Source organism: Ancylobacter sp. WKF20, from assembly GCF_029760895.1.
Taxonomy (GTDB): domain Bacteria; phylum Pseudomonadota; class Alphaproteobacteria; order Rhizobiales; family Xanthobacteraceae; genus Ancylobacter.
Window position 1 is genome coordinate 3,493,192 of sequence record NZ_CP121679.1, and the last position, 13,153, is coordinate 3,506,344.

The following is a 13,153-nucleotide window of genomic DNA, read 5'->3' on the forward strand; positions in this document are numbered from 1 at the left end:
CAGCGGGGATTCCATGCTCAAGGTTCGCGTCATCCCCTGCCTCGACGTGAAGGACGGGCGCGTCGTCAAGGGCGTGAAATTCGTCGATCTGCGTGACGCCGGCGATCCTGTCGAGGCCGCCAAGGCCTATGACGCGGCGGGCGCGGATGAACTCTGTTTCCTCGACATCACCGCAAGCGTCGAGGCGCGCAGCACGCTGATCGACGTGGTGAGCCGCACCGCCGAGCAGTGCTTCATGCCCCTCACCGTCGGCGGCGGCGTGCGCACGGTGGAGGATATCCGCGCGCTGCTCAACGCCGGCGCCGACAAGGTGTCGATCAACACGGCCGCCGTGAACCGGCGCGACTTCGTGCGCGAGGCGGCGGAGAAGTTCGGCGAGCAGTGCATCGTTGTCGCCATCGACGCGAAGAAGGTGTCGGCCGAGGGCGAGCTCGACCGTTGGGAGATCTTCACCCATGGCGGGCGCAACCGCACCGGTATCGACGCGGTGGAGTACGCGAAGGAAGTCGTCGCGCTCGGCGCTGGCGAAATTCTCCTCACCTCCATGGACCGCGACGGCACCGGCGAGGGCTTCGACCTGAAGCTCACCCGCGCCATCTCCGATGCCGTGCCGGTCCCGGTGATCGCCTCCGGCGGCGTCGGCACGCTCGACCATCTCGTTGACGGCATCCGCGAGGGCGGGGCGTCGGCCGTGCTCGCCGCCTCCATCTTCCATTTCGGCACCTTCACCATTGGTGCCGCCAAGCAGCGCCTGGCGCAGGCCGGCCTGCCGGTCCGCGATGCCGCGGGTTCCGAGGGTGAGCCATGACCGAGACGAGCCCGCGCGTGAGCCTTGAAGACCTCGCCGCCATCGTCGCGCAGCGCGCGGCGGCATCGACGGAAACGTCCTATACGCGCTCCCTTCTCGCCAAGGGCGTCGCCAAATGCGCGCAGAAGCTTGGCGAGGAAGCGGTCGAGACCGCGTTGGCGGCGGTATCCGACGATACCAAAGCCGTCGTTTCCGAAGCGGCGGATCTTCTCTATCATCTCGCCGTTCTCTTGCAGGCGCGCGGCGTGCCACTGGACGACGTTTATGCGGAATTGGGTCGCCGGACCGGCCAGTCCGGGCTGGAGGAGAAAGCCTCCCGCCCGAAGGGCTGACGGCATCATGCTGGCGGCAGCGGGCGTTTCGTCCGTCGGCCGACGCGGTATCACCGGCCGCTTGTTTCTGGTATACGGTCCACCAACGCCCGGCGGCCAAAATGTCCGGGTGAACGACCGGGAAACGCGCCAATGGACATGAAGCTCGACGAGGGGGGCCTGTCCCCCTTCCGCAATTTTTCGCGTGCCGAATGGGCAGCGCTACGCGCCGACACGCCCCAGCCGCTGAAGCCCGAGGAAATCGCCCGGCTTCAGGGCCTCAATGACCGGCTGTCGATCGCCGAGATCGAGGAAATCTACCTGCCGCTCTCGCGCCTGCTGTCCATGTATGTGGGCGCCGCGCAGAAGCTGTTCCGCGCCATGCAGAAGTTCCTCGGCCCGGAAGAGAACGGCAAGATGCCCTATATCATCGGCGTCGCCGGTTCGGTCGCGGTGGGCAAGTCCACTACCTCCCGCGTGCTGCAGGCGCTGCTGGCGCGCTGGCCGAACACGCCGAAGGTCGCCCTCGTCACCACCGACGGTTTCCTTCTGCCCAATGCCGTCCTCCAGGAAGAGGGGCTGATGGGCCGTAAGGGCTTTCCCGAAAGCTACGACCTGCCGGCGCTGCTGCACTTCCTGTCGGACATCAAGGCGGGCCGGCGTCCCGTGCGTGCGCCGCTCTACAGCCACTTCCACTATGACGTGAAGCCCAATGAGATGGTCGAGGTCGACCAGCCGGACATCCTCATCGTCGAGGGGCTGAACGTGTTGCAGACCAGCCGCCCGCCGAAGGATGGCAAGGGCATCCCCTTCGTCTCCGATTTCTTCGACTTCAAGATCTATATCGACGCCGACGAGGCGATCCTCGAACGCTGGTATGTCCAGCGCTTCATGCGGCTGCGCGAGACCGCCTTTCGCGACCCGGCGGCCTATTTCCACCGCTATGCCGGGATTTCGGACGCCGAGGCCGATGCGACGGCGCGCGGCATCTGGCGCACCATCAATCTGGTGAACCTGCGCGACAACATCCTGCCGACCCGCCAGCGCGCCGATCTCATCCTGCGCAAGGGCGGCGACCATGAGGTCGAAGCGGTCGCGCTGAGGAAGCTCTAGCGTGGCGGTGCCGGTCGAAATCGCACCGGGCTGCCTGTGGTGGTCCGGCTGGCTCGACCGGCCCGGTCAGGAAGCGCTGGCGGAGGAGCTGCGGGAGCTGCTTGTCCGGGCGCCGCTGTTCACCCCCCGCATGCCGCGTACCGGGACGCCCTTTTCGGTGCGGATGTCCAATTGCGGGCCGCTCGGCTGGGTCTCGGACGAGACCGGCTATCGCTACCAGCCGACGCATCCCGAGACCTCTGAGCCCTGGCCGGCGATGCCGGATGTGCTCACCCGCGCCTGGGCGGAGCTGGCCGGTACGGCGCTCGCGCCCGAGGCCTGCCTGATCAACTGGTACGCCCCCGGCGCCCGCATGGGGCTGCACCAGGATCGCGATGAGCGCGAGTTTACCGCGCCGGTGCTGTCGCTCTCGCTGGGGGATACGGCGGTGTTCCGCATTGGCGGCACATCGCGCAAGGAGGCGACGCGCTCCATCCGCCTCGAATCGGGCGACGCTTTGGTTCTCGCCGGGCCGAGCCGCCTCGCCTTTCACGGTATTGATCGGGTTATCGCCGGCACGTCGACGCTGCTGAAGCAGCCCGGCCGGATCAATCTGACGTTACGGCGCGTGAATCCCGGCGATGCCGGCGAAATTCCGCCGCCTTGACGCTGGAACAGGGATAAAAGCAACGTCATCCTCCCCACCCTTGCCGGCCCCGTCCTTTCTGGGGCCGCGATCGGGCGGTCCGAGCCGCCATCAGCCGAAGGATACCGAATGCGCCGTCTGCTCTGCGCCCTTGCCGGAAGCCTGTTGCTTCTTTTCGCCCCCGTCGCGGCCATGGCTCAGGTCGTGTTTCCCAATCAGGGTCTGATCGGCATCGCCCCACCTCCCGGCATGAGCGAGATTCCCGGTGTGGCCGGCCTTGAGGACCGCGAGGCCAAGGCGGCGATCCTGATGCTCGAAATGCCTCCGGCCGCCTATGCCGACATCATACGGACCTTCGAGCCCGAGGCCTTGCAGAGCAAGGGGGTGACCATTGAGCAGCGCAAGGACGTAGCGTTGCCCGGCGGCGAGAAGGGTCTGCTGCTCGTCGGTTTCCAGAGCGTCGGGCCGGTGGCGCTGAAGAAGTGGATCCTGCTCGTTGGGGGCAAGGATCTCACCGCCATGGTGACGGTGCAGTTCCCCGAAACGGCCTCCGCCAAATATCCCGACGCGGTGATCGAGGCGGCGCTGAAGACTGTGACCCTGCGCGTTCCCCCGAGCCAGGAGGAGCTTCTGGCCCGCTTGCCTTTCACCATCGGCGATCTTGAGGGCTATCGCGTGCTCAAGGTGCTCGGTGGCACCGCCGTGCTGCTCGCAAAGGTCAAGGGCGGCGAGGGCGCCGACAGCAAGGCCGTGGACGTTGCCGGCCAGCCCTTCTTCATCATTTCCGCTGTGCGCGGCGAGATCCGCGAGGACGACCGCGAGAGCCTCGCCAAGCGGGCGATCTCGTCAGTGCCGGGCGTGAAGGAATTGCGGGTGGAGCGCGGTGGGCCGCTGCGTATTGGCGGCCAGCCCGGTTTTGAGCTCGTGGGCAAGGCGCTCGACCAGCAGTCGGGCAAGCCGGTGAAGGTGGCGCAATGGCTGCGGTTCGGCCGCACCGGCTATCTGCGCATGGTGGGCGTGGCCCCGGAGGCCATGTTCGGCAGCGAGTTCGATGCCATGCGCGCCCTGCGCGACGGCATCGAACTGCGCTGATCGGCTATCAGCCTTCGCTGGCGGGGGCGGCCTTCGGGCCGCCCTTGGCCACGCCGACCATGGCCGGGCGCAGCACGCGCCCGCCGATCGTGTAGCCGGGCTGCACCACCTGCACGACTGTGCCCGAGGGCACGTCCGGGTTCGGCACTTCGAACATGGCCTGATGCAGATTCGGGTCGAACTTCGTACCCTCCGCCTCGATGCGGGCGACGCCATGCTTTGTGAGGGCATGGTTGAGGGCGCGGGAGGTCAGCTCGATGCCGTCGAGCAGGGTCTTCAGCGTGCCGTCCGCCTGCTCGCGGGCCTGCGGATCGATGGCGCCGAGCGCGCGCTCGAAATCATCCGCCACGTTCAGCAGGTCGCGGGCAAAGCCGGTGATGCCATAGACCTTGGCGTCGGCGACCTCGCGCTCGGCGCGGCGGCGCACATTGTCGGCCTCGGCGAAGGCGCGCAGGAACTTGTCCTTCAGGCTCGCGACCTCGCCTTCAAGGCGCTCATTTTCGGCTGCGAGCTGGGCGGCGATATCTTCCGGCGCACCCGGCGCGTCGCTCGCCTCGGGAGGAACGCTCGCCAGGGTCTCGGGCTGTTCCGCCGGATTGCGGGTGTCTTCGCTCATCGGTACCTCGTCGGAAATGTCGGGCGGGCGCAGACAGGCGCCATCGTCGCCCGCCATATCGGGTTCCGGGCCGCAAAAATCAAGCCGCGTCAAACCCCGAACGGCTGAGCACGCGACCCACCACCCGCGCGGTAAAGTCCACCATCGGGACGATCCGGGCATAGTTGAGCCGCGTCGGGCCGATGACGCCGAGCACGCCGAGCACACGGCCCTGCCCGTCGCGATAGGGGGCGACGATGGTGGAGGAGCCGGAGAGCGAGAACAGCTTATTCTCCGAGCCGATGAAGATGCGTAGGCCCTGCGCCTCCTCAGCCCGGCCGAGCAGATCAACCACCTCCTGCTTGGATTCGAGGTCGTCGAACAGCAGCCGGATGCGTTCCAGATCCTCGATCGCCCTGAGATCGTGCAGCAGACGGGTCTGGCCGCGCACGATGAGCTGCCGGTCGGCCCGGTCGCCGCCGGACCAGCTCGCGAGCCCCGTTTCCACCAGGCGCGCGGTGAGCTCGTCGAGCTCGGCGCGCCGGGCGGCGAGGGTGCGCTCCACTTCGCTGCGCAGCTCGGCGAGGGTGCGCCCGCGGGTGCGGGCGTTGAGGAAGTTCGTCGCCTCGACCAGCGCCGAGGAAGGCAGGCCGGCGGGCAGGGGCACCAGGCGGTTCTCGACCTCGCCGTCTTCCGACACCAGGATCAGCAGCGCCCGCGCCGGATCGAGTGGCACGAACTCGATATGCTTCAGCCGCCCGTCGCTCTTGGTGCTGGTCACCACGCCGGCGCCGCGGGTGAGGCCGGAGAGCAGGTTCGAGGCTTCCGCCAGCACCCCGTCCACCGTCTGTCCCTGCGCCGCCGCGCGCACCTGTGTCTCGATCGAGTTGCGCTCCTCCTCGGAGACGTCGCCGATCTCGAGCAGTGCATCGACGAAGAAGCGCAGCCCCAGCTCGGTCGGCAGGCGCCCGGCGCTGGTGTGGGGGGCGTAGATGAGCCCGGCCGCTTCCAGATCCGCCATGACATTGCGCACCGAGGCCGGCGACAGCGTCATCGGAATGAGGCGCGAAATGTTGCGCGAGCCCGCCGGCTCGCCGGTGGCGAGATAGGTCTCGACGATCTGGCGGAAGATCTCCCGCGAGCGCTCGTCGAGACGGGCGAGCTGCGGGGCGGAAGCGGAGAGCAGGGAATCGAGGGCCATCACGCTGCCTGTTGAGAGATGCGGACACCATATTTCGGCAATCGGGGCCGGCATTCAAGGCGCCGGGCCTAGATGGTTGGAGGGGCGGTCATTGCGCGGCCTGTTCCGCCCCCGTAAAAGGGCGCCACAACGCCAAGGAGAGTTTCCCATGCGCCCTTCCCGCCGCTCGTCCGACGAGATGCGTGCCGTCAGCTTCGAGCGCGGCGTGCTGCGTCACGCGGAAGGCTCCTGCCTCGTGAAGTTCGGCGAGACCCATGTGCTGGTCGCCGCGACGCTGGAAGAGCGCCTGCCGCCCTGGCTGAAGGGGCAGGGTCGTGGCTGGGTGACGGCCGAATACGGAATGCTGCCGCGCGCCACCCATGACCGCACCCGCCGCGAAGCCGCGACCGGAAAGCAGTCTGGCCGCACGCAGGAGATCCAGCGCCTGATTGGCCGCTCGCTGCGCGCCGTGGTGGACCTCGAAAAGCTCGGCGAGCGCCAGATCACCGTCGATTGCGACGTGATCCAGGCCGATGGCGGCACCCGCACCGCCTCCATCACCGGCGCGTGGATCGCGCTGCATGATTGCCTGAGCTGGATGAAGTCGCGCAGCATGATCCCGACCATTCCGCTGCGCGATCATGTGGCGGCGGTGTCCTGCGGCATCGTCGATGGCGATCCGCGCCTCGATCTCGACTATGCCGAGGATTCGCAGGCCGATACGGACGTGAATTTCGTGATGACCGGCACCGGCGGCTTCGTCGAGGTGCAGGGCACGGCCGAGAAGACCCCCTTCACGGAAGACGAGTTCAACGCCATGCTCGGCCTCGCCCGCAAGGGCATCGGCAAGCTCGTGGACCTGCAGAAGCTGGCGGTCGCCTGACCATGGAACCCCGTCCCCGTCGCCTCACCGGCCGCGTCGTCATCGCCACGCATAATTCCGGCAAGCTGGAAGAGATGCGCGGCCTGCTCGCGCCCTATGGCATCGAGTGCGTCTCGGCCGGCGATCTCAACCTGCCGGAGCCGGATGAGACGGGCCTCACCTTCGCGGAGAACGCGCGGATCAAGGCGATCTCCGCCACCAAGGCGACCGGGCTGCCCGCCTTCGCCGATGATTCCGGCCTGTGTGTCGATGCCCTCGGCGGCGCGCCCGGCCTTTACACCGCCCGCTGGGCGGGGCCGGAAAAGGACTTCTACGCGGCGATGAGCCGGGTCGAGGACGAGCTGCGGGACGCCGGCGCCAACCTGCCGGATATGCGGCGCGCCTATTTCATCTCGGCCCTTTGCCTCGCCTGGCCCGACGGGCATGTCGAGGATTTCGAGGGCGTGGTCGAGGGCACGCTGGTCTGGCCGCCGCGCGGGCCCGCCGGCTTCGGCTATGACCCGATGTTCCAGCCGGACGGCCATGACCGCACCTTCGGCGAGATGAGCGGCGCCGAGAAGCATGGCCTGCCGCCGCTCGGCCGGGGCCTGTCGCACCGCGCCCGTGCCTTCATCTCGCTCGCCAAGGCCTGCCTCGGGGCGACGTTTGACTGAGACCGGGCAATCGCCGCCGCCGGTCGATCCCGGCTTCGGCGTCTATGTGCATTGGCCGTTCTGCAAGGCCAAATGCCCGTATTGCGACTTCAATTCGCATGTGCGCCATGCCCCGCCCGATCAGGCGCGCTTCGTCGCCGCCTTTCGCGCGGAGATCGCCCATATGCGCGCGGCGACCGGCCAGCGCCGCACGCAGAGCGTGTTCTTCGGCGGTGGCACGCCCTCGCTGATGGAGCCGTCGACCGTCGAGGCGATCCTTGCCGCCATCGATGCTGCCTGGCCGCTCGATGCGCGGGCCGAGGTGACGCTTGAGGCGAACCCGACCAGCGTCGAGGCCGGGCGTTTCCGAGGCTACCGCGCGGCGGGCGTCAACCGCGTCTCGCTGGGGGTGCAGGCGCTGGACGATACCTCACTCAAGGCGCTCGGCCGGATGCACACGGCGGATGAGGCGCTCAAGGCGGTGGCGGTGGCCCGCGCCGCCTTCGAGCGTGTCTCGTTCGATCTCATCTATGCCCGCCCGAACCAGACGCCGGAGGCGTGGAGCGCGGAACTCCGCCGCGCCATCAATGAGGGCTGCGAGCATCTCTCGCTCTATCAGCTCACCATCGAGGAGGGCACGCCCTTCGCCGCCCTTCATGCCGCCGGCAAGCTGACCATTCCCGATGGCGATCTCGCCCGCGCCTTGTGGGACGCGACGCAGGAGACCACCACGGCCGCGGGGCTGCCGGCCTATGAGATTTCCAACCACGCCCGCCCGGGCGCGGAGAGCCGGCACAATCTGCTCTATTGGCGCTATGGCGAATATGCCGGTGTCGGCCCCGGCGCTCATGGCCGGCTCGACACGCCGGAGGGTCGGCTCGCCACCTCCACCCTGCGCGGCCCCGAGGACTGGGCGGCGCGTGTCGAGGCACAGGGCCATGCCATCGTCAGCGAAGAGGCATTGTCCTTGCCCGAGCAGGCGGATGAATTGCTGCTGATGGGGCTTCGGCTCAAGGAAGGCATCGACCGCCAGCGCTATGCGCGCCTCGCCGGGCGCGACCTCGATCCCGCCCGCATCGCGGCGCTGGTCGAGGAGGGCATGGTCGAGGAAATGCCGGGCGACCGGCTGCGCGTGACGCCGCTCGGCTTTCCCGTGCTCGACGCCATCGTCGCCGATCTCGCGGCGTGAGGCCGACTTAGCCCGGTGACGTCTCAGCTCGCCTGCGCGAAGCTGCGTGGGGCCGGGCTGACGATCTGGGTGGTACCGCCGCCGATCTGCATCACCGCGAGGCCGCGCTGGTTGGTGCCGTCGGCGCGGAAGCGGAAGATGCCGTCCACGCCGGTGAAGCCCGAGGGGTTCTGGATCGCCGTATCGGTGATGCCCGCCTCGCCCTGCGACGCGACCAGCGCCGCCATGAGCGAGACCGCGTCATGCGCCAGCGTCGCCGTGCGCACCGGCTCGCGGCCATAGCGCGCCTGATAGCGCTGGGAAAAGGCGCGGAAGCCGGCCGGGTCCGGCGCGGCGAAGATGCCGCCCGCGAGCGAGGGCGCGGCGAAGAGCTTGCGGTCGTCCCACAGGCCGGTGCCGATGAGCTGCTTGCCGGAGAGGTTCACCCCGGCCGCGTCGAGCGCCTGGATTATCTGCGGCACGGCGTCCGCCGCATCGGGAAGGAACAGCGCGTCGGCCTGCGCCGCCGAGCCGGCGAGCCGCCGGGCGGCTTCCGCATAGCCATTGCCGCCGGTGGCGTAACGCTCCAGCCCGATCACCCGCCCGCCGACCACCGGAACGGTCTCGCGGAAGGCGGCCTCGACCACCGAGCCATAGGCGTTGTCCGGCACGAGGCCGGCGAAGCTGCGCCGGCCGGTGGAGGCGGCGTAGCGCACGGCGCGGTCGACATCGGTCTGCGGCAGGAAGCTCAGCAGATAGACGCCCTGCGTCGCCACATTGGTGTCGGTGGAGAAGCCGACCAGCGGCACGCCGCGCTGGCGCGCCACCTGCCCGGCGGCGGCGACGGTGTGGGCGAAGACCGGACCGATGATGGCACGGGCGCCCTCGTCGATCGCCTGCTGCGCTGCGGCCTGTGCGCCCGGGCCGGTGCCGCCATCATCCTTGACGATGAGCTGGATATTGGCGCCGGTGAATTCGGCGATGGCCATTTCCGCCGCGTTGCGCAGCGACTGCGCGGCCACGGCCGCATTGCCGCTGGCGCCGAGTGGCAGGATGAGGCCGATCTTGGTGGTGCCAGTGCCCAGCACATTGGCCGGAAGCGGCGGCGCGGCCGGCTCCACCGGAGCCAGGCTTGCCTGCGGCGGCGCCGTATCGCGCATCGAGCCGCAACCGGCGAGGACGGCGCTGGCCGCGCCGAGAAGGACGGCGCGCCGGCTGGTGCCCCGGGTGAAAAGGCCGCCGCGGCGCCCTGTGCTCTCGTCCTGCATGCCTGTGCTGTGCCCGGCCCTGCTCATGGCCCGCCTGATGCGGCCCGTGCGCTGTTGTAAGGCGAGGGGCGCTTGCCTGTCACCTCATGCGGGCCGGCGCGGGAATCAAATGGCGACATATCCACCCTCCGCACCGGCGAAAAACCGCCACGCCCTTGCTTTTCCGCCGGGAAGGCCGGCTCTACACTCCCCGCATGGATACTCCCGCTCCCGTCGAACGTTCCCGCGTCTTCCGCCTTGCCGGCCAGAGCCTTCCCGCGCCGCGCCCGCAGCCCGGCCTGCATATCGTGGCGACGCCGATCGGCAATCTCGGCGACATCACCCTGCGGGGGCTGGAGACGCTCGCCGCCGCCGACCTCATCGCCTGCGAGGACACGCGGGTGACGCGGCGCCTGCTGGATCGTTACGGCATCGAAACGCCCTTGGTCGCCTATCACGATCACAATGCCGAGCAGATGCGCCCGCGCATTCTCGCCCGGCTTGAGGCGGGCGGCATGGTGGCGCTGGTGTCGGATGCCGGCACGCCGCTGGTCTCCGATCCCGGCTACAAGCTGGTCGCGGCCGCCATTGCCGGCAATCATCGCGTTGTGCCGCTGCCGGGCGCCTCGGCGAGCCTGGCCGCGCTGGTGGCGGCGGGGCTGCCGACCGACCGCTTCTTCTTCGAGGGCTTCCTGCCGCCCAAGAGCGGGGCGCGGCAGACCCGCATCGCCGAGCTCAAGACGCTGCCGGCGACGCTGGTGATCTATGAGAGCGGCCCGCGCCTGCCGGAGAGCCTCGCTGATCTCGCCGCCGGGCTTGGCCCCCGCCCCGGGGCCGTCTGCCGGGAGCTCACCAAGACCTTCGAGGAGGTGCGCCGCGCCCCGCTCGACACGCTCGCCGGCCATTACGCCGAGGTCGGGGCGCCGAAGGGCGAGATCGTGCTGGTCATCGGCCCGCCGCTGGCGGAGGAAGCCTCAGAGGCCGATATCGATGCCGCGCTGCGCCGGGCGCTGGCGACGCTCTCGGTGAAGGACGCGGCGGCGTCCGTCGCGGTCGCGACCGGCCTGCCGCGCCGCGCCGTCTATGCCCGCGCGCTCGCTCTCCAGCAGGACGACTAGGGTGGCCTCACCGGCCCGACAGGCGGCTTTCGCGCGCGGCATGGCCGCCGAGGCAGCGGCGGCCAGCCTATTGGAAGCTCAAGGTTTTTCCGTTGTTGCGCGGCGGGTGAAAACGGCGCGCGGGGAGATCGACCTGATCGTCCGCCGCCACGATCTCCTCGTCTTCGTCGAGGTGAAAGCCCGCCGCACGCTGGCGGGCGCGGCGGAGTCGCTGCTCGCGCGCCAGCGCCGGCGTATCGCCGGTGCGGCGGAGATTTTCCTCGCCGACCATCCCGAATTCGCCGGCTTCGACATGCGGCTGGACGTCGTGCTGGTGGCGCCCGGCCGGCCGCCGGAACATATCGCCGGCGCCTTCGAGGCGGAGTGACCCGGCCCTCCCGTGCCTGCAATGCCGTGGCGCATCGTCCCGCGAGGGGCTACATCAGGAGCCGACCCGGCGCCACGCGCCCTTGATCCTGAAGCGGATTTTCCATGAGCTTGAACGTCGCCATCCAGACGGACCCGATCGACCGCCTCAACATCGCCGGCGATTCCGGCTTCGCGCTGATGCTGGAAGCGCAGGCGCGCGGCCATCGCCTCGCCTATTACACCACCGACCGCCTCGCCATGCGCGACGGCGTGCCCTTCGCGACGGTGAACCCGGTGGAGGTGCGCGATGTGAAGGGCGACCATTTCACCCTTGGCGAGGCTGAGCGGGTGCCGCTCGACAGCTTCGACGTGATCCTGATGCGGCAGGATCCGCCCTTCGACCTCAACTACATCACCGCCACCCATATGCTGGAGCGGGTGCATCCGCGCACGCTGGTGGTGAACGACCCCGCCCATGTGCGCAACGCGCCGGAAAAGATCTTCGTCACCGAATTCCCGGACCTGATGCCGCCGACGCTGATCACGCGCGATCTCAATGAAATCAAGGCTTTCCGCGAGGAGTTCGGCGATATCGTCGCCAAGCCGCTCTATGGCCATGGCGGTTCCTCGGTGTTCCGCCTCACCCGCGACGACCTGAATTTCGGCTCGCTCTACGACATGTTCGCGCAGGTCTTCCGCGAGCCCTGGGTGATTCAGCAGTTTCTTCCGGCGGTTAGCGCCGGCGACAAGCGCATCATCCTGATCGACGGCGTGTTCGCCGGGGCGGTGAACCGGGTGCCGAGCGCGGGCGACCTGCGCTCCAATATGGTGCGCGGCGGCGCGGCGAAGGAGACGGACCTTACCCCCCGCGAGCGCGAGATCTGCGAGCGGCTCGGCCCCTCGCTGCGGGAAAAAGGCTTGCTGCTCACGGGGATAGACGTGATCGGCGGCTATCTCACCGAGATCAACGTGACCGCCCCGACCGGGCTGCGCGCCATTGAGCGGCTGGGTGGCGGCAACCTCGCGGCCAAGGTGTGGGACGCGATCGAGGCCCGGCGCGGCTGACAAACAAAACGGCCGGCCGCGGGGTTTTTCCCCTCGGCCGGCCGTGGATTGTCAGTGCAGTCGGGTGGACGATCAGGCCGATGAGGCCGATCCGTCCAGCTCAACTGACCGATCAGTGCAGGCTCAGCGTTACCAGCTCGTTCTGCTGCGCGGAGGCGATCGCCGCCTCGCGGCTGTCGGTCAGCATGATCGGCGTGCCGTCGGCGGCATTCAGCGTGTAGAGCTGCAGCCCCGGCGCGAGGCGCGCCTGCGGAAACATCTCCGCCGCCTGTTCCGAACGGATGGGTTTCACATAGGCGATATGCCCGTCGCCGAGATTGGCGAAGGCTTCGGGGGACAGCGCCCCGGCCATGGCCTCGCCAACCGAGGCCGCATCAATCTGGAAGTCATTGGTCATGGTCCGCGACTCCTTTCGTAGCTGTCGAGACCGGATTTCGGGCACCCTCACTCGTCGGTCGCTATGGTGATACGTCGGACGACGCGTTCCGGTTCCGGTCGGACGAGATCGACCGACAGGAGACCGTTCTTCAGCTCGGCGCCGAGAACCCGCATGCCATCGGCCAGCACGAAGGTGCGCTGGAACTGGCGGGCGGCGATGCCGCGATGAAGATAGACACGCTCGGTCTCGTCGACCTGGCGGCCGCGGATCACGAGTTCCTTCTCCTCGACGGTGACGTCGAGCTGCTCGCGGGTGAAACCGGCGACGGCCAGCGTGATGCGCAGGCGGTCCGGCTCCCCGGTGAGGCAGACCCGCTCCACATTATAGGGCGGATAGCCGTCCGAGCCTTTCATGACGCGGTCGAGCGCCCGCTCGACCTCATCAAAGCCGAGCAGGAAGGGGCTCGACAGCGAGGGAATACGCGACATGCTCCCAAAGTCCTTGTCTGAAGCGACTTTGCGTGATGGGACCCGGTGACGGCGTCCCGTTGCGCTCAGATATGGGAGAGGGCGGCGTGGCGCGCAAGATC

Annotated in this window: 16 protein-coding genes; 11 read left to right on the plus strand and 5 right to left on the minus strand. The window is 68.7% G+C overall.

The window, feature by feature from the left end; translation table 11 throughout:
* Positions 1–13 precede the first annotated feature (13 nt).
* From hisF to AncyloWKF20_RS16125, 5 genes are all read left to right on the plus strand, one after another.
* Entirely contained in the window at positions 14–808 is a 795-nt protein-coding gene (hisF, locus tag AncyloWKF20_RS16105) for an imidazole glycerol phosphate synthase subunit HisF (protein WP_279317998.1), read from the plus strand.
* Entirely contained in the window at positions 805–1,140 is a 336-nt protein-coding gene (locus AncyloWKF20_RS16110) for a phosphoribosyl-ATP diphosphatase (protein WP_279315009.1), read from the plus strand. The genes hisF and AncyloWKF20_RS16110 overlap by 4 nt, the downstream gene beginning before the upstream one ends.
* A 132-nt stretch (positions 1,141–1,272) precedes the next feature.
* Positions 1,273–2,232 (plus strand): type I pantothenate kinase, encoded by a 960-nt coding sequence (gene coaA / locus AncyloWKF20_RS16115; RefSeq protein WP_279315010.1) that lies wholly within the window; start codon positions 1,273–1,275, stop codon positions 2,230–2,232.
* Between the two features lies 1 nt (position 2,233).
* On the plus strand, positions 2,234–2,878 hold the full coding sequence (locus AncyloWKF20_RS16120; protein ID WP_279315011.1) for an alpha-ketoglutarate-dependent dioxygenase AlkB: 645 nt from the start codon (positions 2,234–2,236) through the stop codon (positions 2,876–2,878).
* Positions 2,879–2,986: 108 nt separating this feature from the next.
* The gene (locus AncyloWKF20_RS16125) at positions 2,987–3,949 is read left to right on the plus strand and encodes a hypothetical protein (RefSeq protein ID WP_279315012.1); all 963 of its coding nucleotides are present in this window, start codon (positions 2,987–2,989) and stop codon (positions 3,947–3,949) included.
* Between the two features lie 7 nt (positions 3,950–3,956).
* Here the strand turns inward: AncyloWKF20_RS16125 and grpE are convergent, their stop codons facing one another.
* Both grpE and hrcA read right to left on the minus strand, forming a co-directional pair.
* The gene (gene grpE, locus AncyloWKF20_RS16130) at positions 3,957–4,565 is read right to left on the minus strand and encodes a nucleotide exchange factor GrpE (protein WP_279317999.1); all 609 of its coding nucleotides are present in this window, start codon (positions 4,563–4,565) and stop codon (positions 3,957–3,959) included.
* Positions 4,566–4,644: 79 nt separating this feature from the next.
* On the minus strand, positions 4,645–5,745 hold the full coding sequence (gene hrcA / locus AncyloWKF20_RS16135) for a heat-inducible transcriptional repressor HrcA (RefSeq protein WP_279315013.1): 1,101 nt from the start codon (positions 5,743–5,745) through the stop codon (positions 4,645–4,647).
* Between the two features lie 148 nt (positions 5,746–5,893).
* Here hrcA and rph point away from each other — a divergent pair, with 148 nt between their 5' ends.
* Genes rph through hemW form a run of 3 tightly spaced genes read left to right on the plus strand, consistent with a single transcriptional unit; the run spans position 5,894 to position 8,428 of the window.
* The gene (gene rph / locus AncyloWKF20_RS16140) at positions 5,894–6,607 is read left to right on the plus strand and encodes a ribonuclease PH (protein ID WP_279315014.1); all 714 of its coding nucleotides are present in this window, start codon (positions 5,894–5,896) and stop codon (positions 6,605–6,607) included.
* A 2-nt stretch (positions 6,608–6,609) separates the two neighbouring features.
* A complete protein-coding gene (rdgB, locus tag AncyloWKF20_RS16145) occupies positions 6,610–7,260 on the plus strand; it encodes an RdgB/HAM1 family non-canonical purine NTP pyrophosphatase (RefSeq protein WP_279315015.1) in 651 nt (216 codons plus the stop codon).
* On the plus strand, positions 7,253–8,428 hold the full coding sequence (gene hemW, locus AncyloWKF20_RS16150) for a radical SAM family heme chaperone HemW (protein WP_279315016.1): 1,176 nt from the start codon (positions 7,253–7,255) through the stop codon (positions 8,426–8,428). Before rdgB ends, hemW begins: the two co-directional genes overlap by 8 nt.
* Before the next feature lie 23 nt (positions 8,429–8,451).
* Here hemW and AncyloWKF20_RS16155 read toward each other — a convergent pair whose 3' ends face one another.
* Positions 8,452–9,702 (minus strand): penicillin-binding protein activator, encoded by a 1,251-nt coding sequence (locus tag AncyloWKF20_RS16155; protein WP_279315017.1) that lies wholly within the window; start codon positions 9,700–9,702, stop codon positions 8,452–8,454.
* A 167-nt stretch (positions 9,703–9,869) separates the two neighbouring features.
* Between AncyloWKF20_RS16155 and rsmI the strand changes: the two genes are divergently transcribed.
* From rsmI to gshB, 3 genes are all read left to right on the plus strand, one after another.
* A complete protein-coding gene (rsmI, locus tag AncyloWKF20_RS16160; RefSeq protein ID WP_279315018.1) occupies positions 9,870–10,772 on the plus strand; it encodes a 16S rRNA (cytidine(1402)-2'-O)-methyltransferase in 903 nt (300 codons plus the stop codon).
* Positions 10,738–11,139, plus strand: a complete 402-nt coding sequence (locus AncyloWKF20_RS16165; protein ID WP_279315019.1) for a YraN family protein — start codon at positions 10,738–10,740, stop codon at positions 11,137–11,139. Before rsmI ends, AncyloWKF20_RS16165 begins: the two co-directional genes overlap by 35 nt.
* Positions 11,140–11,243: 104 nt before the next feature.
* Positions 11,244–12,185, plus strand: coding sequence for a glutathione synthase (gene gshB / locus AncyloWKF20_RS16170; RefSeq protein WP_279315020.1), 942 nt, complete (start codon positions 11,244–11,246; stop codon positions 12,183–12,185).
* Between the two features lie 112 nt (positions 12,186–12,297).
* On the opposite strand, the gene AncyloWKF20_RS16175 is transcribed toward gshB, so the two are convergent.
* Complete coding sequence (locus tag AncyloWKF20_RS16175) at positions 12,298–12,582, minus strand: DUF1150 domain-containing protein (protein WP_279315021.1); 285 nt, start codon at positions 12,580–12,582, stop codon at positions 12,298–12,300.
* A 47-nt stretch (positions 12,583–12,629) separates the two neighbouring features.
* Positions 12,630–13,052 carry an Hsp20 family protein gene (locus AncyloWKF20_RS16180; protein ID WP_267584475.1) on the minus strand — a complete coding sequence of 141 codons (423 nt, stop codon included), beginning with the start codon at positions 13,050–13,052 and terminating at the stop codon, positions 12,630–12,632.
* Positions 13,053–13,153: the final 101 nt, after the last annotated feature.

Coding starts and splice junctions, on each gene's coding strand:
- hisF (WP_279317998.1), top strand. CDS start 14: ATGCTCAAGGTTCGCGTCATCCCCTGCCTCGACGTGAAGGACGGGCGC.
- AncyloWKF20_RS16110 (WP_279315009.1), top strand. CDS start 805: ATGACCGAGACGAGCCCGCGCGTGAGCCTTGAAGACCTCGCCGCCATC.
- coaA (WP_279315010.1), top strand. CDS start 1,273: ATGGACATGAAGCTCGACGAGGGGGGCCTGTCCCCCTTCCGCAATTTT.
- AncyloWKF20_RS16125 (WP_279315012.1), top strand. CDS start 2,987: ATGCGCCGTCTGCTCTGCGCCCTTGCCGGAAGCCTGTTGCTTCTTTTC.
- grpE (WP_279317999.1), bottom strand. CDS start 4,565: ATGAGCGAAGACACCCGCAATCCGGCGGAACAGCCCGAGACCCTGGCG.
- hrcA (WP_279315013.1), bottom strand. CDS start 5,745: ATGGCCCTCGATTCCCTGCTCTCCGCTTCCGCCCCGCAGCTCGCCCGT.
- rph (WP_279315014.1), top strand. CDS start 5,894: ATGCGCCCTTCCCGCCGCTCGTCCGACGAGATGCGTGCCGTCAGCTTC.
- rdgB (WP_279315015.1), top strand. CDS start 6,610: ATGGAACCCCGTCCCCGTCGCCTCACCGGCCGCGTCGTCATCGCCACG.
- AncyloWKF20_RS16155 (WP_279315017.1), bottom strand. CDS start 9,702: ATGAGCAGGGCCGGGCACAGCACAGGCATGCAGGACGAGAGCACAGGG.
- rsmI (WP_279315018.1), top strand. CDS start 9,870: ATGGATACTCCCGCTCCCGTCGAACGTTCCCGCGTCTTCCGCCTTGCC.
- AncyloWKF20_RS16165 (WP_279315019.1), top strand. CDS start 10,738: ATGCCCGCGCGCTCGCTCTCCAGCAGGACGACTAGGGTGGCCTCACCG.
- gshB (WP_279315020.1), top strand. CDS start 11,244: ATGAGCTTGAACGTCGCCATCCAGACGGACCCGATCGACCGCCTCAAC.
- AncyloWKF20_RS16175 (WP_279315021.1), bottom strand. CDS start 12,582: ATGACCAATGACTTCCAGATTGATGCGGCCTCGGTTGGCGAGGCCATG.
- AncyloWKF20_RS16180 (WP_267584475.1), bottom strand. CDS start 13,052: ATGTCGCGTATTCCCTCGCTGTCGAGCCCCTTCCTGCTCGGCTTTGAT.